Here is a 17,642-nt window from a genome sequence, read left to right on the forward strand (position 1 = left end):
TGAGGGAGGCACAGCATGCGCTATGCGCGAGTGTTAGGGCTCATCACATCAACAGTGGCGCTGACGGCGGGGGTTGCCGTCACGCCGGTCGCGGCCGCGGCGGAGAACAGCATCACCGTCACCAACCGGCCGATGCCGGGGACGGAGGCACACCTGCGTGGGTGGTGCGCGGACACCAAGTCGGGGGTCACGGTCAGCTCGCCGGCGTTCGTCGCGCCCGTGCCGATGAACCTGGGACGGCCGCGCGGCGTGGTGTCCGGCCAGGGGCAGGTGAAGGCGGAGACCGCGCCGGGGTCTTACGAGCTGGTCATGGCCTGCGGTGCGCGCCAGGTCCGGGGGAAGATCACCGTGTGGGGGCACACCGTCGGGCGACCGGCGCTGGTGCTCACCCCGGGTAGCGGGAAACCGGGGGACAAGATCAAGGTGCTGGGCGTGTGCGACCCGGGGAACGGCCCGATCGGCCGGTTGGACACGGTCGCGCTGGCCGGGAAGCTCACCTGGAAGCGGACCGGGTCCTCGACCTACGAGATCACCGCCCCGGTGGCGCGGGTGAAGCCGGAGGGGCACCCGGTCCAGTTCTACTGCGGCTCGTCCTTGGTCTTCCGCAGGCTGATCGTGCTGGACCCGGACAAGCCGGCGCCGCCGCCAGGCCCCGGCCCGGTGGTCAAGCCCAAGGGCGGCGTGGAGACCGGTGGAGGGATGTCATGAGGGCGCGAACGCTGGGGGTGCTCGCGGCCGCCGCGGTGCTCACCGGGCTGACCGTGAGCCCGGCCGGGGCCACCACCGAGCCGGTGCTGCACATGCCGGCGACGATCCACCTCGGCATGGAGCGCGTCTCGATAAGCCTGGTGTGCCAGGGGCGGGACTTCCAGCCGGTGCGGTCGTCGGTGTTCACCGAGACGGTCCCAGTGCAGCCCAGCCCGTACACCCCGACCTGGGCCTACGGCACCGGTCACCTGGCGAAGAACCTGAAGGTCGGGTCCAAGCACACCGTCAGCTACGGCTGTGGCTCGGTCACCCGTACCACCCAGGTGACCGTGCTGCCGTGGGAGACCGTTGGCGAGGTGGGGCTGACGCTGACCCCCAGTTCGGGCAAGCCGGGGGACGCGGTGAAGCTGGTGCGGCGCTGCGACAAGCGGAACAAGCCGAACACCGAGCCGGCCTCCGCCGCGCTGGAGTCGGTCTGGTACCAGGGTGGCAACCCGCAGGACTCGAACTTCTCGGCCAAGGTCAAGGCGGGTGTGAAGCCCGGCCGCTACCCGGTGACGATCACGTGTGGCGGGACGACCCGGAGCGTGTTCTTCACCGTCCTGGGCTCGCCGGGCCACCAGCCGCCACCGCCGCCACCGGCCACCGGCGGCGGGCAGGTCAAGGTGAAGCCGGTCGGCGGCGTGGAGACCGGCGGGGGTGACCTGGGGTGAGCAGGGTCGGTGTGGCCGGTCTGCTGCTGGCCGCGGTGTTCGCGCTGACCGGTTGTGGCGCCGCGCCACCGGCCGCACCGGCCAGCAGCAGTGCGGAGACCACGTCCGCCGCACCGGCTGAGGTGGCCGCGCTGGGCAGGTCCACGCCCACCAAGGTGCGGGTGCCCAAGATCGGCGCGGAGTCCAGCCTGGTGCCACTGGGCCTGAACAAGGACCAGACGATCCAGGTGCCGCCGGTCAACCAGCCGATGCAGGCCGGGTGGTACGACGGGGCGCCGACGCCAGGGGAGAAGGGGCCCGCGATCGTGCTGGGGCATGTGGACGGGGCAGGGAAACCGGGCATCTTCTACAAGCTGCGCGAGGTCGCGGTGGGGGATGAGATCCAGGTGGACCGGGCCGACGGGAAAACCGTCCGGTTCGTGGTGCACGAGACCGAGCAGGTCGCGAAGAAGGATTTCCCGACTGAACGCGTATACGGCGACACGGAACGTCCGGAACTGCGCCTGATCACCTGTGGCGGCATTTTTGACAAGGGCGCGCGCAGTTATCAGGACAACATCATCGTGTATGCAACCATGGTCGAGTAGTCCGCGTAGGACGTTCGATCAACGCCGGGGTTGCCTGGCCTCGCGAAGTATGGCCGTCTGGCCAAAGGTCTCTGACCAGCGATGATCCAGGCAACCCAATGGCGGCCCTGGCGTCTTTAGGTGTGCAGGCGGGTACCGAGCCCGCACTGAAGATGTCGGGGAATGAGGTAGGAAACAATGGGTATCGGTCGCATTCTCGCCGCTGGGTCCGCACTGGGTGCGACCGGCGTGCTCATCGCCGCGCCGATCGCGCTGGCGGCGGCTCCCAGCATTACCGTGGCCAAGTCGGAGAGCGTCCCGGGCAGCCGGGTGGAGATCACCACCGAATGCGCGGTCGACTCCGGATTCCGCGAGCCGGGCTCCTCGGCGCTCGACGGCGTGAAGCGGGTCAGCTACGACGAGAAGACCCAGACCGCCAAGTGGGCGGCCGTGGTGAAGAAGGACGCCAAGCCCGGCGCCTACGAGATCACCTTCACCTGCCAGGACAAGCCGCAGACCGCCAGGTTCGCGGTCGCGGCCGGCGCGGGGGAGACCACCAAGCCGAGCCCGACCCAGTCCCGGCCGACCGAGTCCACCCGGCCCAAGCCCAGCGCCACCAAGCCCAGCGAGGCCAAGCCGAGCGCCACCACCTCCACCTCGGCCAAGACGCCCAAGGGCGCACCGGAGACCGGTGGCGGCGGCACCTCCGACGACGGCAACGGCCTGGCGCTGGCCGGTGGCGCGGCCGCGCTGGCCGCCGGTGCGGGCTTCGGCGTGTGGGCGCTGCGGCGGCGTCGTGCCTCCGCGCAGGGCTGACCGGAGGGGCGGCCGTGTCCTCGCCGGGATGCTGTCCGTACTGCTGCTCGCCGCTGGGGCGGTGCTCCTCAGCGGCGGCGCACGGGACCTGTGGGGCCAGGTGTTCGCCGAGGCAGCCCACGACCAGGGCGGGACACCGATCGCCGGTGCGCAGGGCAAGCCCATGCGCAAGTCCGACCCGGTCTCGGTGGAGATCCCCAAGATCGGGGCCAGGTCCACGCTGACCAAGCTCGGGCTCAACAAGGACGGCACCGTGCAGGTGCCGCCGGTGAGCCAGCCGATGCAGGCCGGGTGGTACGCCAAGGGCCCGACGCCGGGCGAGAAGGGCCCCGCGGTGATCCTCGGGCACATCGACGGGGCGAAGAAGCCGGGCATCTTCTACCAGCTGCGCGAGCTCAAGCCCGGCGACGAGATCCTGGTCAAGCGGGCCGACGGCAGCACCGCGAAGTTCGTGGTGCAGCGCTCGGCGCAGGTGCCCAAGACCGACTTCCCCACCGAGGAGGTCTACGGCAACACCGACAAGCCGGAGCTGCGGCTGATCACCTGCGGCGGCAGCTTCGACCGGGCCGCGGGCAGCTACCGCGACAACACCATCGTCTACGCCACACTCGTGGCCTGAACAGCGAAAACGGGGCGTGCCGCGCGGGCACGCCCCGTTTCGACGTCCAGCTGGTCAGTCGGCCTCGACCCAGTCGAAGGTCTTGGTGACCGCCTTCTTCCAGTTGCGGTACTGCTTGTCCCGGTGGGTCTCGTCCATCGCCGGGTCCCACTGCTTGTCCTGCGCCCAGTTGGCCCTGATGTCGTCCTCGCCGGCCCAGAAGCCGACCGCGAGACCGGCCGCGTAGGCCGCGCCCAGCGCGGTGGTCTCGTTGACCACCGGCCGGATCACCGGCACGCCCAGGATGTCCGCCTGGAACTGCATGAGCAGCTCGTTGACCACCATGCCGCCGTCGACCTTCAGCGAGGTCAGCGGCACCCCGGAGTCGGCGTTCATGGCGTCGATGACCTCGCGGGTCTGGAAGGCGGTGGCCTCCAGCGCGGCGCGGGCCAGGTGACCCTTGTTCACGAACCTGGTCAGGCCGACGATCGCGCCGCGCGCGTCGCCCCGCCAGTACGGCGCGAACAGGCCGGAGAAGGCGGGCACGAAGTACGCGCCGCCGTTGTCCTGCACGCCCTTGGCCAGGGGCTCGATGTCCGCAGCGGAGCGGATCAGGCCCAGGTTGTCCCGCAGCCACTGCACCAGCGAGCCGGTGACCGCGATCGAGCCCTCCAGGGCGTAGACCGGGGCGTTCTCGCCGATCTTGTAGCAGACCGTGGTGAGCAGCCCGTTCTCGCTCATCACCTTCTCGTTGCCGGTGTTGAGCAGCACGAAGTTGCCGGTGCCGTAGGTGTTCTTGGCCTCGCCGGGGGACAGGCAGGCCTGACCGAAGGTGGCCGCCTGCTGGTCGCCGAGGATGCCCGCGATCGGCACCCCGGCCAGCACGCCGCGCTCGCGGACCTTGCCGTACTCCTCGGAGGAGGAACGGATCTCCGGCAGCATGGACAGCGGGATCTGCATCTCCGCGCAGATCTCTTCATCCCAGTCCAGGGTGTCGAGGTCCATCAGCAGGGTGCGGGAGGCGTTGGTCGGGTCGGTGTAGTGCAGACCGCCGTCCGGGCCGCCGGTCATGTTCCACAGCACCCAGGTGTCCATGTTGCCGAAGAGCAGGTCCCCTGCCTCGGCCTTCTCCCGCGCGCCCTCGACGTTGTCCAGGATCCAGCGGACCTTGGGGCCGGAGAAGTAGGTGGCCAGCGGCAGCCCGGTGCGGGAGCGGTAGCGCTCCTGGCCGCCGCCCAGCGCGGCCAGCGAGTCGCAGATCGCGTCGGTGCGGGTGTCCTGCCAGACGATCGCGTTGTAGACCGGCTTGCCGGTGTTCTTGTCCCAGACCACCGCGGTCTCGCGCTGGTTGGTGATGCCGACCGCGGCGAGGTCGGAGTTCTGGATGTCGGCCTTGGCCAGTGCCCCGCCGCACACCTTGCGGGTGTTCCGCCAGATCTCCTCGGCGTTGTGCTCGACCCAGCCCGCCTTGGGGAAGATCTGCTCGTGCTCGGTCTGGTCGACCGAGACCACCCGGCCGGAGTGGTCGAAGACCATGCACCGGGTGGAGGTCGTGCCCTGGTCGATGGCGGCCACGTAACGCGCTTCAGCGGACATGTTGCTGCCTCTTTGCCTTTCGGGTCAGCGGGATCAGGCCAGTGCGAGGGAGAGCAGGCCGGCGAGTGCGCCGCCGATCAGCGGGCCGACCACGGGCACCCAGGAGTAACCCCAGTTCGCGCCGCCCTTGCCCTTGATCGGCAGCAGCGCGTAGGCGATGCGCGGGCCGAGGTCGCGGGCCGGGTTGATCGCGTAGCCGGTCGGGCCACCCAGGGAGGCGCCGATGCCGACCACCACGAACATCACCGCGGCGTAGCCCAGCGCGGCGTTGCCGAACTGCGGCAGGCCGTCGGTGGCGGTCTTCGCGCCTGGGCTGAGCAGGATCCACAGCACCAGCACGAAGGTGCCGATCACCTCGGTGACGGTGTTCCAGACCTTGTGGTCCACGGTGGGGCCGGTGGAGAAGATGCCCAGCGTGCCGCCGGGGTCGTCGTGGGTGTCGAACTGGAGCTTGTAGGCCAGCCAGCAGAGCACCGCGCCGAGGAAGGCGCCGAGCAGCTGGGCGATGAAGTAGATCGGCACCAGCGCCCAGTCCAGCTTGCCCGCGGTGGCCAGGCCGAGGGTGACCGCCGGGTTGAGGTGCGCGCCGCTGGGAGCGGCGATGCTGGCGCCCGCGAAGACCGCGAAACCCCAGCCGAAGGTGATCAGCAGCCAGCCACCGTTGTTCCCCAGTGAGTTCTTCAGCACGGTGTTGGCCACCACGCCTGCGCCCAGCAGAATCAGCACCGCGGTGCCGATCAGCTCCCAGACGAAGATTGCTCCGCCGGACATGCGCGTCCTCCCTCAGTCCGCTCCATTGCGTCTGAGCTGGGGAACGTAGTCCCGGGCCGATCAACTGTCTACGGTAGAATTCGAAACGGGACAGTTTCGTTATTACTGTCAGTGCACGTGGACACGTGTGGAGCGGTAGCGTAGGCCCCGCGTCCAAGCCGAGCAGGGAGGCGACGTTCAGTGGCCAAGGCCAAGGAGAGCAGCGCGGAGATCGTGCAGGGTCGTTTGGGACCGGCTGAGCGGCAGGAAGCTTGGCGCAGACTGGGATCCGAGCACTTCGACGTGGTGATCATCGGTGGCGGCGTGACCGGCGCGGGCGCGGCTCTGGACGCCGCTACGCGTGGTCTGCGGGTGGCCCTGGTCGAGGCGCGCGACCTGGCCTCCGGCACCTCCAGCCGCTCCAGCAAGCTCTTCCACGGCGGCCTGCGTTACCTCGAACAGCTGGAGTTCGGTCTGGTCAGGGAAGCCCTGCGGGAGCGGGAGCTGATGATCACCCGGATCGCGCCGCACCTGGTGAAGCCGGTGAGCTTCCTCTACCCGCTGACCAAGCGGATCTGGGAGCGCCCCTACACCGCGGCCGGCCTGTTCCTCTACGACACCATGGGCGGCGCCAAGTCCGTTCCCGGGCAGAAGCACCTGACCAGGGCGGGCGCGCTGCGGATGGTGCCTGCGCTCAAGCGCAGCGCGCTGATCGGCGGCATCCGCTACTACGACGCCCAGGCCGACGACGCCAGGCACACCATGACCGTGGCCCGCACCGCGGCCCACTACGGCGCGGTGGTGCGCACCTCCACCCAGGTCACCGGCATGGTCCGGGAGGCAGACCGGGTGGCGGGCGTGCACGTGCGCGATGTGGAGACCGGCGAGGAGATCGAGGTCAAGGCGCACGCGGTGATCAACTGCACCGGCGTGTGGACCGACGAGATCCAGCGGCTGGCCGGTACCCGAGGGCGGTTCCGGGTGCGCGCCAGCAAGGGTGTGCACATCGTGGTGCCAAGGGACCGGATCGTGTCCGAGAGCGGGATGATCCTGCGCACCGAGAAGTCCGTGCTGTTCGTCATCCCGTGGCGCAACCACTGGATCGTGGGCACCACCGACACGGACTGGAACCTCGACCTGGCGCACCCCGCGGCCACCAAGAAGGACATCGACTACATCCTCACCCACGTCAACAAGGTGCTGGCCACGCCGCTGACCAACGAGGACATCGAGGGCGTGTACGCGGGCCTGCGGCCGCTGCTCTCCGGCGAGAGCGAGGACACCTCGAAGCTCTCCAGGGAGCACGCGGTGGCGCGGGTCGCGCCGGGCCTGGTGGCCATCGCGGGCGGCAAGTACACCACCTACCGGGTGATGGCGGCGGACGCGATCGACGCGGCCAGCCCCGACCTGCCCGGCCGGATCATGTCCTCGATCACCGACAAGGTGCCGCTGCTGGGCGCGGACGGCTACCACGCGCTGGTCAACCAGGCCGACCAGCTGGGCGCCAAGCACGGCCTGCACCCCTACCGGGTGCGGCACCTGCTGGACCGCTACGGCTCGCTGGTGCACCAGGTGCTGGCCACCGCCGAGGGCAACCCCGAGCTGCTCCGCCCGCTGGCAGGCGCGCCGGACTACCTGCAGGTCGAGATCGTCTACGCGGCGGCGGCCGAGGGCGCGCTGCACCTGGAGGACGCGCTCACCCGGCGCACCCGGATCTCCATCGAGTACCCGCACCGCGGCGTGGAGAGCGCGGAGGCGGCGGCCAGGCTGATGGCCGGGGTGCACGGCTGGGACGACCAGCGGGTCGCGCACGAGGTCGAGGTCTACACCGCGCGGGTCGAGGCCGAACGGGACTCGCAGACCCAGCCGGACGACCAGGCCGCCGACGCCCGGCGCTCGGCCGCGCCGGAGGCCAGGCCAGAGGTCATCGAACCGGTCAGCTGAGGTTTCAGCCAGCGAGGAGGTCCGCGAGGACCTCCTCCAGGTGCTGGGTGAGGCGGCGGTTGTCCACCGGCGCGATGGTGCTCCAGGCCGCGCCGCCGTCCACGCCGCGGCGGGTCTGCAGGTAGCGACCCGCCGGGGTGTCGAAGAAGCCGATCACGCGGTCGGCCCTGCGGCGGCGTTCCCACTGCTCCTTGGCGGCCACGCCGAACTGGCCGAGGTCGCCCGCGTCCTTGATCATCTCGGTGATGACCGTGGCGTCCTCCTGCCGGATGCCGCGCTCGACCAGCTCGGGGCCGAGGCGGTCCGCGGAGTTGCCCGCGGCGGCCGCGGCGGCGTCCAGCTCGGCGCTGGGCAGGGTGACCGAGCGGCCGGGACCGGCGGGCAGCGGGCGCAGCACGCCCACGGCCTCGCGCGGCAGGCTCAGCCCGGAGATGGCCTTGACGGTGAGCTGGCCGGAGTCGAGCACGGCGAGCGCGCCCTCCTCCTCGCGGGCGGCGGCCAGCACCCGCACGCTGCGGCCCAGCCACAGCCTGCCGTCCACCTCGCGGGCCGGGTCGGCGAGCAGGCGCAGCAGCGCGGCCAGCTCCTCGTCCACCGCGACCGGGCGGCCCAGCCCGCGCGCCTCCAGCGCGTCCCAGGCCTGGCGTTCCAGCCCGGCGCGCTCGGTGTGCGTGCGGCCGGGCGAGGGCACCTTGATCACCAGGGGCGGCTGGCCGAGGCCGAGGTGCTGCCAGAGCACGTCGAACTCCAGCGCGGTCAGCGCGATCGGCTCGCGCAGCCCCTGCTCGAACAGGGTCACTCGCCGATCACCGGTGGCGCGTACTGGCGGGCGTCGCCGAAGACGTCCTCGTCCTCGACCAGGAAGCTCTGGTGCTCGCCGTCGTCCTCACGCCTGGCCCGGCCCATCGGCGCGGCCGCGGCGGGCGCGACCGGCGCGGGAGTCGGGTCCAGGCCGAGGACGCCCTGCGGCGCGTTGCCGCGGCGGGCCTCAGCGAGGTGGGTGGCCTCGGCGGCATCCCAGTTCGGGCGGTGCTGCGGGCCGGGGCGGGTGCTCGCGGCGGAGGTGCCGGTGCCCTCGGTGCGGGGCTGCGGCAGCTCGCGGGCGGAGCCGGGAGCGGGCGCGCCGCCGGGGCGGGCCGCGGACGGTGCGGTCGTGCTGGACGGCGAGGTGCCGCTGGTGGCCGGGACGCCCGAGGCGGTCGCCGGGGAGCCGGTCGCGGCCGGTGGCGCCGCGCCGCTGAGGCGGGTACCGGGGGCGGGAGCGCCGGAAGGTGCCGGAGCGCCCGAGCGGGGTGGGGCCGGCACGGGCGCGGAACCGGTGCGGCCGCCGGTGGCGGCAGGCGCGCTGCGGGCCGGGGGGATCCGGCTCGGGCGGACGGGCGGCGGTGCGGCAGTGCCGATCGGGCCGCTGCTCTGGTGCGCGCCGTGGCCGGTGTCCAGGTGCAGCTCCGGCGGCTTGGTGAACTGGCCCAGCGTGGCCACGTTGGCCGCGGTGCTGGTCTGGTAGGTCTCCATGACCTCGAAGGCCCGCTGCTCGGCCGCGCTCTGCGCCGCCTCCTGCAGCTCGTAGTCGGTCTGCCCGCCGAAGAGGTGCACCACGCCGGTGACCAGCATGTTCGGCTTCTCGGCCGTGACCTCCATGGGAGCGGGCATGTCCGCGCGGGCCTTGCCCACGTACTCGGCCTGGAGCTCGGCGGACAGCCGCATCAGTTCGGCCCCGGCCTGCGCGTCCCGTGCCCACTGGGCCAGCGGGTGCAGGGCGGCGTCCGCGGCGTCGGCGGCCTTGCCGGTCCAGTCCGCGCGGGAGTTGCCGATGGCCTGCTTGATCTCGGCGTCGATGTCGGCCAGCGCGGCGGACATGTCCGACCACCGGCCGATCGAGGTGGCCGAGGCCGCCGGTCCGGGACCGGCGTGCAGCTGCCCGTACAGCTCCTGGTGCGAATAGCCCTGCCAGCGATGGTCAGCCATGGTCGCGTCCCCTCTCAGCAGCCGCTGACCCGCACCGAGTCGGCATTCCCGCGTTCGGCGCCGCGGTACTCGTACTCGACCTCCTGCAACGCCCTGACCGCGGTCTGCAGCTGCTGCTGGTAGCCCTCCAGGGCGCTCAGCGCGGCCTCCCCGCCGTCCATCGAGCGCTCGTTGAACTTCTCCGCGGCCTCGTCGCTGACCGGGTCACCGGCCCACGGCCGCATCCGAAGATCCGTGCGGGCGTGCCCGATCTGCGGCGTCAGCTTGTCCAGCGCCCGCTGGAAGGCCTTGCGCATGGTCGGGATCGCGGCCTGCTCGACCCGGACCTTGGCGCCACCGCCGCTGACGGAGTCGAGCCCGGACTGCACAGCGTCGCCACTGGCGGAGTTGGTGCGCGGCACGGCGTCTCCCCGAACTGGACAATCCTTGCGCGGTCACTGTAGCGACCGACAGTGATCACTTGGTGCGGTCTCCGTAACGATCCCACCTACTGGTGAACTGTCAACGGGCCATCCAGGTGGTGCTGGATGGGTGCTTCGTCTCAGCGGGCGGCGAGCGTGCTCATCGCGGCGTTGGCGACCTCCTGGGCGGAGGCGCACAGCGAGTCCAGGCTGGGCGGGTGGGCGTTGCCCGCGTCGCCGAACTGGATGTCCAGGAACTGGCCCTCGGCCACGTCGACCTCGACGTTGCAGAACTTGGTCTGCTCGGCGGTGCGCACCACCACCGCGGGGAAACCGGCCACCGTGGCGGCCTTGGCGTCGGCCTGGGCGGTCTCCTCCAGCCACACGCCGACGCCCTGGACCAGCACCAGGCCGATGCGCACGGTGAGCGCCCTGGTGGAGTCGCGGAAGTCGCAGACCTTGGCGTTGCCCATGGTGGGGTACCTGGTGGGCAGCGGCGGGCGGTCCATGCCGAGGGTCTTGCGCTGGCGGGTGGTCAGCAGGGTGCACGGGTCCACCCGGTCGAGCTTGATCTCCTTGGGCCGGGGCGGCAGGGAGACCTTGGGGTTGGTGACCGGGACCGGCGGCGGGTTCGGCGTGGTGGGCTGGGGCGGCGGCGGGGTGCAGGCGGCCAGCAGCAGGCAGCCGAGCAACAGCGCGAGGGTCCGGAGCGGTCTGGACACGCTGGGCACGCTAGCTCACCTCAGACGATCAGGGTCCAGGCGAGCACGTCGTGCAGGTCACCGTCGACCGTGGTGGCCTGGTGCAGGGTGGCCTCCAGGGTGAAGCCGCACTTCTCCGCGACCCGGCGGGAGGACTCGTTGCCCGCCGCGTGCCGGTAGCCGATCCGGCGCAGCCCCAGCGCCTCGATGCCGAAGCGGAGCGCGGTCTGCAGGGCCTGGGTCATCACGCCCCGGCCGCGGTGCGCGGGGTGGGTCCAGCAGGCCGCGGAACCGATGCCGCGCACCAGGTCCAGGTCCTTGAGGCCGACCTCGGCGAGCATCTCGCCGGTGGTCGGCTCGGCCACCGCCCACGAGCAGCGCAGGTCCTCCTGCCACTCGTGCGCGCGCAGCGTGATGTAGCGGCCGGCCGCCTCCAGGTCCTCGACCTGGTAGCCGGTGACCCAGCGCCGCAGCTCCGGGTCGGTGAACGCGGCCAGCACGGCGGGCCGGTCGTCCATCAGGTTGTCCGCCCGCAGTTGCCGCAGGTAGTACGCACCCGCGTTGATCTCCACCGGCTCCATGAAAGGAAACCTACTTGCGCTTCTTCTTGCCCTTCTTGCGGCCCTGGTCCCTGCTGTTCCAGTCCTCGCCCCACAGCGAGCCGTAGACCGCGCCGAAGCCCAGCGGGATGAAGAAGAACCACCACCAGCCGAGGAAGATCATCAGCGGGATCCAGGCCACGCCGAGCACGACCAGGCTCACCGCGGCGGCCCGCTGGACCGGGGTGCGCGGGTCGGGCACGGCGACCGCGCCGCTGGTCGCCTTGACCACGGCGGGCAGGTGGTCGAAGCGCGGGTGCGGTTCGGGCAGGTCGGCGAACAGCGCGTGCAGCTCGCCCCTGGTCAGCGCGGCGGCCACCTGGGCAGCTCGCTGGTCGTACTCGGTCAGTTGCAGCCTGCCGATGGCGAAGTGCTCGCCGAGCGCGGTCAGCGCCTCGGACCGCTCGTGATCGCTGATCCGCAGCTCAGGCTCGTTGGGCACATTCCGATGCTACTTCGGCTTGAACCGCTGTACGGCCACCACGACCCCGGCCAGCACCAGCACGCCGATGCAGGCCGCGGTCAGCATGGCCAGCGTGGCGGGCAGCCGGTCGACCAGGGCCAGCGTGAAGCCGCCACCGGCCAGCAGGGTCAGCCCGGCCACCGGCACGCCGATCAGCACCGCCATCACCTTGACCACGGTGTGCGCGGCGTACTCGGACTGCCGCGACGGCGGCGCGGCCAGCGGCATCGGCGTGACCTGCGGCTGGTACTGCAGCGGCGCGGGCAGCTCGAAGGTCGGGTGCGGCGCGGGCAGGTCCTCGAAGAGCATGGACAGCTCCCGGCGGGTGCGCGCGGAGGCGGCCACGTTGGCCCGCTCCCCGAACTCCTCCGCGGTCAGCCGTCCGACCCGGAGGTGCTCACCGAGCAACCGCTCGGCCTCGGTCCGCTCGGTGTCCCCGATCCGCAGCTCGACGTGATCCCCATATGTGCTCACAACGTCAAAGTTAGGGATCCGACCGGCCCGTGCCCTCGGCCTTTTGGCCAGCCGTGGTCGACTTTTGGCTAGGGCTGGCTGACGAAGCCGTCGTGCGCCTCGGCGATGTCCTCGAGCTGGTCCTGCCAGCAGGACGCGGGGAGGCCGTCGGGGGCGGTTTCCAGCACCACCACCCAGTCCACGTCCTCCGCGTCGTCCTCGCCGGCCAGCATCTCGCGGTGCACGCCGCCGACCACCCAGCCGTCGGCGCGCAGCTCCTCCGCGAGGTCCTCCGCCTCCTGGCGGTCGTGCAGGACCAGCAACAGGCTTTGCTCAGTCGTGATTGGACTGTCCACTCTGGTCAGTCTTTCAGCTCGCAGAGCACCGAGCCCTGGGTCACCGTCTCTCCCGGCTTGGCGGACAGGCCGGTGACGACGCCGTCCTTGTGCGCGGTGACCGGGTTCTCCATCTTCATCGCCTCCAGCACCACGAGCAGCTCGCCCGCGCTGACCTGCTGGCCCTCCGCCACCGCGACCTTGACGATGGTGCCCTGCATGGGCGCGGCCACCGCGTCACCGGAGACCGCGGCCCCGGCCTTGCCCGCGGAACGCTTGCTGGGCTTGGCCTTCGCCGCGGGCGCGCCGCCGCCGACGGCCAGGTCGCCGGGCAGCGAGACCTCCAGCCTGCGGCCGCCGACCTCGACCACCACGGTCTGCCGGGGGGTGTCCTCCGCCTCGGCCTCCGCGCCGCCGGTGAAGGGCGGGATGGTGTTGTCGAACTCGGTCTCGATCCACCTGGTGTGCACGGTGAAGCCGTCCTGCGCGGTGAACGCCGGATCGCGCACCACGGCCTGGTGGAACGGGACCACGGTGGCCATGCCCTCGACCACCAGCTCGTCCAGCGCCCGCCGGGACCGCTCGAGGGCCTGCTCGCGGGTCTCGCCGGTGACGATCAGCTTGGCCAGCAGCGAGTCGAACTGGCCGCCGATCACGCTGCCGCTCTCCACCCCGGCGTCCACCCGCACGCCGGGGCCGGAGGGCGGGACGAACCGGGTGACCGTGCCGGGGGCGGGCAGGAAGTTGCGGCCGGCGTCCTCGCCGTTGATGCGGAACTCGATGGAGTGACCGCGCGGCTCGGGGTCGGTGTCGAAGCGCAGCCGCTCGCCCGCGGCGATGCGGAACTGCTCGCGCACCAGGTCGATCCCGGCGGTCTCCTCGCTGACCGGGTGCTCGACCTGGAGCCGGGTGTTGACCTCCAGGAAGGAGATGGTGCCGTCCTGGCCGACCAGGAACTCCACCGTGCCCGCGCCGTGGTAGCCGGCCTCGGCGCAGATCGCGCGGGCCGCGGTGTGGATGGTGGCGCGCTGCTCGGCGGAGAGGAACGGCGCGGGGGCCTCCTCCACCAGCTTCTGGTGGCGGCGCTGCAGCGAGCAGTCGCGGGTGCCGACCACGATCACGTTGCCGTGCGTGTCCGCCAGCACCTGGGCCTCGACGTGCCTCGGCTTGTCCAGGTAACGCTCCACGAAGCACTCGCCGCGGCCGAAGGCGGTGACCGCCTCGCGCACCGCGCTGTCGAACAGCTCCGGGATCTCCTCCAGCGTGCGGGCCACCTTCAGTCCGCGCCCGCCGCCGCCGAACGCGGCCTTGATCGCCACCGGCAGGCCGTGCTCCTGCGCGAAGGCGACGACCTCCGCCGGCCCGTTGACCGGGTCCTTGGTGCCGGGCACCAGCGGGGCGCCCGCGCGCAGCGCGATGTGCCGGGCGGTCACCTTGTCGCCCAGGTCGCGGATGGCCTGCGGGGTCGGGCCGATCCAGGTCAGGCCCGCGTCCAGCACCGACTGGGCGAAGTCGGCGTTCTCGGAGAGGAAGCCGTAGCCGGGGTGCACCGCGTCCGCGCCCGCGCGCTTGGCCGCCTCGAGGAGCTTGTCCACGACCAGGTAGGACTCGGCGGCCGTGGTGCCACCCAGGGCGAAGGCCTCGTCGGCCAGGCGCACGAACGGCGCGTCCCTCTCCGGGTCGGCGTAGACCGCGACGCTGGTCAGCCCGGCATCCCGGCAGGCCCTGATGACTCGGACGGCGATCTCACCGCGGTTGGCGATGAGCACCTTGCGCAGTGCCACGGCACCTCCATGTGCTGACGACCCCGGGACGACACGTTCTTACGAGACGACACGTCATCGAAAAGGGTGGTGTTCGGCGAGTCTAGGGTCCAGTGGTGATGCACTGAGCGAGAGCAACCTCACGTGGTGTGTCCGCGTTGATGGTATGGAGCCCGGTGGGCGAGAGGTGGAGGTGGCGGCGGTGGCCGAGCAGACGGCCAGGGTGCCGAGGCTGGTGAAGGTCGCGATGGTGGCTTCGGCGGTGGCCACGGTGGCCGCGCTGCTGGGGGCCGCCCTGCTCCGGGAGGGACCGGCCGCCTCGGGCGGGGTCCCCGGCGCCGGCCTGCCCTCCGCCGGCGAGCGCCCGCCTGCCAGCTCCCCCTCGGCCGCGCCCGCGCTGCGCTGCGGGTCCGGGCCGTGCGTCGGCGTGGAGGCCACCACGGTCGGCAACACCAAGGTGGAGCTGCTCGCCGACGCCTCCGGCGGCTTCAGCCGGGTGCGCTTCGACGAGGGCGGCGACTCCGGGCTCAACGTGCACGAGACGCTGGCCATCTCCGTCGGCGGCAAGGTGCAGAAGGGCTCGCTGAGCTGCCAGGCCGCCAGCCGGTACCAGGCCTGCCTGGTCACCTTCAACCAGTCCGACGACGGCACCAAGGTGGGCACGCTGTACCTGAAGCCGCCGTCCCGGCCGTGGGTGCGGGTGGAGGCCAACTACCCCTCCGACCAGGGCGTGCTCCAGCTGCGGGACGTCAACGACGACGGCATCCCCGAGGTGCTCTCGGTGGCCAGCGCCTGCGACGGCAACGGCAACTTCCAGGGCTGCAAGCGGTTCGTGCTGCAGGCGATCAACCACGAGGGCAGCTACATCGGCTGCACCGCGGTGGTGACCAAGAAGGAGCTGCTGCCCGGCTGGCCGAACAACCTGTCGCCAACCAGGCAGCAGCTCAAGGTCTGCCAGTGACGGTGCTCAGACCGTCGCGGGCACCTTCTCCTCGGTCCTGACCTCGTCCTCCGCGCGCTCGGCCAGCGGGTCGCCGCCGCCGGGCGCGTTGAAGACCTCGTCGTCCAAGGTGCCCTCGCTGCGCGCGACCAGCACCGGGACCACCATCTGACCGGCCACGTTGGTGGCGGTGCGGATCATGTCCAGGATCGCGTCGATGGCGATGATCAGGCCGACCCCGGCCAGCGGCAGGCCGACCGTGGACAGGGTGAGGGTGAGCATCACGATCGCGCCGGTGAGCCCGGCGGTGGCGGCCGAGCCGAAGACCGACACCGCGGCGATCAGGATGTAGTCGGTGAAGGACAGCGGCACGTTGAACACCTGGGCCACGAAGATCGCGGCGATGGCCGGGTAGACCGCGGCGCAGCCGTCCATCTTGGTGGTCGCGCCGAAGGGCACCGCGAAGCTGGCGTACTGCTCCGGCACGCCGAGGCGGCGGATGGTGGTCTGCTGGGTCAGCGGCAGGGTGCCGATGGAGGAGCGGGAGACGAAGGCCAGCTGGATCGGCGCCCAGGCCTTGGCGTAGAAGCGCAGCGGGTTGACCTTGCCGACCAGCGCCAGCAGCAGCGGGTAGACCACGAACAGCACGATCGCGCAGCCCAGGTAGACCGCGAAGGCGAAGGTGGCCAGCGGGCGGAGCAGGTCGAAGCCGTACTGCGCGGTGGCCCGGCCGATCAGGCCCAGCGTGCCTAGCGGAGCGAGCCGGATGACCCACCACAGCGCCTTCTGGGTGATCTCCAGCAGGGACCGGCTGAAGTTCACGAACGGCTCGGCCTTGCCGCCGATCTTGTACGCGGCGATGCCGATCACCACGGCCAGGAACACGATCTGCAGCACCCGGCCCTCGGTGAAGGCCAGCACCGGGTTGGTCGGCAGCAGGCCCTTGAGGAAGTCCAGCCAGCCGCCCTGGCTCTTCGGCTTGTACGACTGGTCCACCGGCAGGGTGACACCCTGTCCGGGGTTGGTGATCAGGCCGACCGCGATGCCGACCAGCACCGCGATCAGCGAGGTGATGCCGAACCAGAGCAGCGTCTTGCCGGCCAGCCTGGCCACCGTGCCGGGTCCGCCGTTGACGTTGCGCAGGTTGGCGATGCTGACCACGATCGCGGTGAACACCAGCGGCACCACGGCCAGCGTGAGCAGTTGCACGAAGGTGGAGCCGATGGTGGCCAGCGTGGTGGACAGCCAGGTCAGGCCGTTGGCTCTGGCGAGCACGCCGAGCAGGACGCCGAGCACGAGACCGGCGACGGTCTGCGCCCAGAACGGGAACTTCTTGAGTGCGGACAGCACGGATTCCCCCAGGGGATCATGGGTTGGCGATGGGCCGGGACTGAGCGGGGGTGCGGCTCAGGCCGGACAGAGCGAACTCGCCAGCCGACCAAGGTCGACGTGGCGGCGCTCGGTGAAGAACCATCGGATGCCCATGACGATGGGTAGAACTCTAAAACTCCCTCACGTCTTCCTTGTCCTTCGAACGGGTGAGGACAGTCACGTTGAGCAGGCTATTTGGCCCAGAGATCAACGACCGAGACGCCGACCGCGGCCAGCAGCCTGCGGGTCAGCGGCAGGCTGATCCCGATCACGCTGCCGTGGTCGCCGTCGATGCCCTCGACGAACCAGCCGCCCAGCCCGTCCAGGGTGAACCCACCGGCCACGTGCAGCGGCTCGCCGCTGGCCAGGTACGCCGCCAGCTCGGCCTCGCTCGGCGCGGACCAGCGGACCGTGGTGGTCATGGTCTCCTGCGCGCGGGCCACCGCCTGGCCGCCGCTGAGCCGGACGACCGCGTGCCCGGTGAGCAGCTCGCCGCTGCGCCCGGCCATCAGCCGCCAGCGCTGCCGGGCGATCTCGGTGCTCGCGGGCTTGCCGACGATCTGCGGCCCGTCCGGGGTGTCCATCAGCAGCATCGAGTCGCAGCCGACGACCACGGCCTCGTCGAGCTCGGCGGCCACCGTGGGCAGCACCGCCTCGGCCTTGGCCGCGGCCAGCGCGAGGACCACCTCGGCGGGCTTGGGGTCGGGCAGGGCGGCGGCCACCGCGTCCTCGTCGACGCCGGAGACGTGCACGACGGGTTCGATGCCCGCCGCGCGCAGGACACCAAGCCGGGCAGGGGACTGGGAAGCCAATACAAAGCGCACGGCCGGGCAGTGTAGTTTGGCGCGCTCCGCGCGCGGGCGTTCGCGCTCTTGTAGTCGTGTGTTCGTGCCCTCGACACACGCGAAGCAAAAATACGTGGTGGGGGGGGCCGCAAAAAAAACACCCCAACCCCAC

At 71.4% G+C, this 17,642-nt stretch carries 21 protein-coding genes; 7 read left to right on the forward strand and 14 right to left on the reverse strand.

Going from position 1 to position 17,642, the window contains the following annotated elements; translation table 11 throughout:
* Window positions 1-54 precede the first annotated feature (54 nt).
* The 5 genes from ACWDY5_RS16550 (at window position 55) to ACWDY5_RS16570 (ending at window position 3,422) form a co-directional block, all read left to right on the forward strand.
* A complete protein-coding gene (locus ACWDY5_RS16550; RefSeq protein ID WP_449723046.1) occupies window positions 55-708 on the forward strand; it encodes a hypothetical protein in 654 nt (217 codons plus the stop codon).
* Window positions 705-1,421 carry a hypothetical protein gene (locus ACWDY5_RS16555; protein ID WP_449723047.1) on the forward strand — a complete coding sequence of 239 codons (717 nt, stop codon included), beginning with the start codon at window positions 705-707 and terminating at the stop codon, window positions 1,419-1,421. The genes ACWDY5_RS16550 and ACWDY5_RS16555 overlap by 4 nt, the downstream gene beginning before the upstream one ends.
* Complete coding sequence (locus tag ACWDY5_RS16560) at window positions 1,418-2,008, forward strand: class F sortase (RefSeq protein ID WP_449723048.1); 591 nt, start codon at window positions 1,418-1,420, stop codon at window positions 2,006-2,008. The genes ACWDY5_RS16555 and ACWDY5_RS16560 overlap by 4 nt, the downstream gene beginning before the upstream one ends.
* A 177-nt stretch (window positions 2,009-2,185) precedes the next feature.
* Window positions 2,186-2,803, forward strand: coding sequence for a hypothetical protein (locus ACWDY5_RS16565; protein WP_449723049.1), 618 nt, complete (start codon window positions 2,186-2,188; stop codon window positions 2,801-2,803).
* Between the two features lie 28 nt (window positions 2,804-2,831).
* Complete coding sequence (locus ACWDY5_RS16570; RefSeq protein ID WP_449723050.1) at window positions 2,832-3,422, forward strand: class F sortase; 591 nt, start codon at window positions 2,832-2,834, stop codon at window positions 3,420-3,422.
* Window positions 3,423-3,476: 54 nt separating this feature from the next.
* On the opposite strand, the gene glpK is transcribed toward ACWDY5_RS16570, so the two are convergent.
* Together glpK and ACWDY5_RS16580 are read right to left on the reverse strand one after the other, a co-directional pair.
* Window positions 3,477-4,997, reverse strand: a complete 1,521-nt coding sequence (gene glpK, locus ACWDY5_RS16575; protein ID WP_449723051.1) for a glycerol kinase GlpK — start codon at window positions 4,995-4,997, stop codon at window positions 3,477-3,479.
* 33 nt (window positions 4,998-5,030) lie between these two features.
* Complete coding sequence (locus tag ACWDY5_RS16580) at window positions 5,031-5,768, reverse strand: MIP/aquaporin family protein (protein WP_449723052.1); 738 nt, start codon at window positions 5,766-5,768, stop codon at window positions 5,031-5,033.
* 180 nt (window positions 5,769-5,948) lie between these two features.
* Between ACWDY5_RS16580 and glpD the strand changes: the two genes are divergently transcribed.
* Window positions 5,949-7,691, forward strand: a complete 1,743-nt coding sequence (glpD, locus tag ACWDY5_RS16585; RefSeq protein ID WP_449723053.1) for a glycerol-3-phosphate dehydrogenase — start codon at window positions 5,949-5,951, stop codon at window positions 7,689-7,691.
* 4 nt (window positions 7,692-7,695) lie between these two features.
* On the opposite strand, the gene ACWDY5_RS16590 is transcribed toward glpD, so the two are convergent.
* The 9 genes from ACWDY5_RS16590 to ACWDY5_RS16630 form a co-directional block, all read right to left on the reverse strand.
* Complete coding sequence (locus tag ACWDY5_RS16590) at window positions 7,696-8,490, reverse strand: ESX secretion-associated protein EspG (RefSeq protein ID WP_449723054.1); 795 nt, start codon at window positions 8,488-8,490, stop codon at window positions 7,696-7,698.
* The gene (locus tag ACWDY5_RS16595) at window positions 8,487-9,659 is read right to left on the reverse strand and encodes a PPE domain-containing protein (protein WP_449723055.1); all 1,173 of its coding nucleotides are present in this window, start codon (window positions 9,657-9,659) and stop codon (window positions 8,487-8,489) included. Before ACWDY5_RS16595 ends, ACWDY5_RS16590 begins: the two co-directional genes overlap by 4 nt.
* 14 nt (window positions 9,660-9,673) lie before the next feature.
* Window positions 9,674-10,060, reverse strand: a complete 387-nt coding sequence (locus tag ACWDY5_RS16600; RefSeq protein WP_252485169.1) for a transcriptional regulator — start codon at window positions 10,058-10,060, stop codon at window positions 9,674-9,676.
* Window positions 10,061-10,200: 140 nt separating this feature from the next.
* Window positions 10,201-10,782: a DUF3558 domain-containing protein gene (locus ACWDY5_RS16605; protein ID WP_449723056.1), complete on the reverse strand. Its 582-nt coding sequence runs from the start codon at window positions 10,780-10,782 to the stop codon at window positions 10,201-10,203.
* 20 nt (window positions 10,783-10,802) lie between these two features.
* Window positions 10,803-11,342: a GNAT family N-acetyltransferase gene (locus tag ACWDY5_RS16610; protein WP_449723057.1), complete on the reverse strand. Its 540-nt coding sequence runs from the start codon at window positions 11,340-11,342 to the stop codon at window positions 10,803-10,805.
* Window positions 11,343-11,352: 10 nt separating this feature from the next.
* Entirely contained in the window at window positions 11,353-11,802 is a 450-nt protein-coding gene (locus tag ACWDY5_RS16615; protein ID WP_449723058.1) for a DUF1707 SHOCT-like domain-containing protein, read from the reverse strand.
* Window positions 11,803-11,811: 9 nt separating this feature from the next.
* Complete coding sequence (locus ACWDY5_RS16620) at window positions 11,812-12,297, reverse strand: DUF1707 SHOCT-like domain-containing protein (RefSeq protein WP_449723059.1); 486 nt, start codon at window positions 12,295-12,297, stop codon at window positions 11,812-11,814.
* 68 nt (window positions 12,298-12,365) lie between these two features.
* On the reverse strand, window positions 12,366-12,632 hold the full coding sequence (locus ACWDY5_RS16625) for a hypothetical protein (RefSeq protein ID WP_449723060.1): 267 nt from the start codon (window positions 12,630-12,632) through the stop codon (window positions 12,366-12,368).
* Between the two features lie 5 nt (window positions 12,633-12,637).
* Window positions 12,638-14,395 (reverse strand): acetyl/propionyl/methylcrotonyl-CoA carboxylase subunit alpha, encoded by a 1,758-nt coding sequence (locus ACWDY5_RS16630; RefSeq protein ID WP_449723061.1) that lies wholly within the window; start codon window positions 14,393-14,395, stop codon window positions 12,638-12,640.
* 181 nt (window positions 14,396-14,576) lie between these two features.
* Here ACWDY5_RS16630 and ACWDY5_RS16635 point away from each other — a divergent pair, with 181 nt between their 5' ends.
* Entirely contained in the window at window positions 14,577-15,335 is a 759-nt protein-coding gene (locus tag ACWDY5_RS16635; RefSeq protein WP_449723062.1) for a hypothetical protein, read from the forward strand.
* 6 nt (window positions 15,336-15,341) lie between these two features.
* Here ACWDY5_RS16635 and ACWDY5_RS16640 read toward each other — a convergent pair whose 3' ends face one another.
* The 3 genes from ACWDY5_RS16640 to ACWDY5_RS16650 form a co-directional block, all read right to left on the reverse strand.
* Complete coding sequence (locus tag ACWDY5_RS16640; RefSeq protein ID WP_449723063.1) at window positions 15,342-16,664, reverse strand: dicarboxylate/amino acid:cation symporter; 1,323 nt, start codon at window positions 16,662-16,664, stop codon at window positions 15,342-15,344.
* A 57-nt stretch (window positions 16,665-16,721) separates the two neighbouring features.
* On the reverse strand, window positions 16,722-16,799 hold the full coding sequence (locus ACWDY5_RS16645) for a putative leader peptide (RefSeq protein WP_374205690.1): 78 nt from the start codon (window positions 16,797-16,799) through the stop codon (window positions 16,722-16,724).
* 77 nt (window positions 16,800-16,876) lie between these two features.
* A complete protein-coding gene (locus ACWDY5_RS16650; RefSeq protein WP_449723064.1) occupies window positions 16,877-17,509 on the reverse strand; it encodes a Maf family protein in 633 nt (210 codons plus the stop codon).
* Between the last annotated feature and the right edge of the window lie 133 nt (window positions 17,510-17,642).

It is taken from the genome of Crossiella sp. NPDC003009, from assembly GCF_053591555.1.

Coding starts and splice junctions, on each gene's coding strand:
- ACWDY5_RS16555 (WP_449723047.1), top strand. CDS start 705: ATGAGGGCGCGAACGCTGGGGGTGCTCGCGGCCGCCGCGGTGCTCACC.
- ACWDY5_RS16565 (WP_449723049.1), top strand. CDS start 2,186: ATGGGTATCGGTCGCATTCTCGCCGCTGGGTCCGCACTGGGTGCGACC.
- ACWDY5_RS16570 (WP_449723050.1), top strand. CDS start 2,832: ATGCTGTCCGTACTGCTGCTCGCCGCTGGGGCGGTGCTCCTCAGCGGC.
- glpK (WP_449723051.1), bottom strand. CDS start 4,997: ATGTCCGCTGAAGCGCGTTACGTGGCCGCCATCGACCAGGGCACGACC.
- ACWDY5_RS16580 (WP_449723052.1), bottom strand. CDS start 5,768: ATGTCCGGCGGAGCAATCTTCGTCTGGGAGCTGATCGGCACCGCGGTG.
- ACWDY5_RS16595 (WP_449723055.1), bottom strand. CDS start 9,659: ATGGCTGACCATCGCTGGCAGGGCTATTCGCACCAGGAGCTGTACGGG.
- ACWDY5_RS16610 (WP_449723057.1), bottom strand. CDS start 11,342: ATGGAGCCGGTGGAGATCAACGCGGGTGCGTACTACCTGCGGCAACTG.
- ACWDY5_RS16645 (WP_374205690.1), bottom strand. CDS start 16,799: ATGGGCATCCGATGGTTCTTCACCGAGCGCCGCCACGTCGACCTTGGT.